Here is a 618-nt window from a genome sequence, read left to right as displayed (position 1 = left end):
GGGTCAGCGGTTCGATCCCGTTAACTCCCATAGGTCCCGTAGTGTAGCGGTTATCACGTCGCCCTGTCACGGCGAAGATCGCGGGTTCGATTCCCGTCGGGACCGTTAAAATAATGAAAATTATTTTAAGACTCGTTAGCTCAGTTGGTAGAGCAATTGACTTTTAATCAATGGGTCACTGGTTCGAGCCCAGTACGGGTCATATTTTGCGGGTTTGGCGGAATTGGCAGACGCACCAGATTTAGGATCTGGCGCTTTACGGCGTGGGGGTTCAAGTCCCTTAACCCGCATAAGAGAATAATAATGAGCCGGCTTAGCTCAGTTGGTAGAGCATCTGATTTGTAATCAGAGGGTCGCGTGTTCAAGTCATGTAGCCGGCATTTTTTTATATAAAGAAAGCAATGCGAACGTAGTTCAGTGGTAGAACACCACCTTGCCAAGGTGGGGGTCGCGGGTTCGAATCCCGTCGTTCGCTTGAGGAGGCCGGGGTGGCGGAACTGGCAGACGCACAGGACTTAAAATCCTGCGATTGGTAACGATCGTACCGGTTCGATTCCGGTCCTCGGCATAGATAAAGGTTGAAAGAAGCACCCTTAGCTCAACTGGATAGAGTACCTG

The 618-nt window shown here is 50.5% G+C and carries 6 tRNA genes; all 6 read left to right on the top strand.

What is annotated here, in order from left to right:
* The first annotated feature begins 32 nt into the window (after positions 1-32).
* The 6 genes from HMPREF2904_RS09945 to HMPREF2904_RS09920 all read left to right on the top strand — a co-directional run bounded on the left by HMPREF2904_RS09945 (position 33) and on the right by HMPREF2904_RS09920 (position 568).
* A tRNA-Asp gene (locus HMPREF2904_RS09945) sits at positions 33-105 on the top strand.
* 24 nt (positions 106-129) lie between these two features.
* Positions 130-202 (top strand) — tRNA-Lys (locus tag HMPREF2904_RS09940).
* Positions 203-208: 6 nt separating this feature from the next.
* Positions 209-290: transfer RNA gene (locus HMPREF2904_RS09935), tRNA-Leu, on the top strand.
* A 17-nt stretch (positions 291-307) separates the two neighbouring features.
* Positions 308-380, top strand: a tRNA-Thr gene (locus tag HMPREF2904_RS09930).
* Positions 381-403: 23 nt separating this feature from the next.
* Positions 404-475: transfer RNA gene (locus HMPREF2904_RS09925), tRNA-Gly, on the top strand.
* A 7-nt stretch (positions 476-482) separates the two neighbouring features.
* A tRNA-Leu gene (locus HMPREF2904_RS09920) sits at positions 483-568 on the top strand.
* Positions 569-618 lie beyond the last annotated feature (50 nt).

Origin of the sequence: Streptococcus sp. HMSC072G04, from assembly GCF_001813295.1 — a bacterium.
Classification (GTDB): Bacteria; Bacillota; Bacilli; order Lactobacillales; family Streptococcaceae; genus Streptococcus.
Note: the sequence above shows the minus strand (reverse complement) of the source record. Positions and strands in the feature narration are given on the sequence as shown.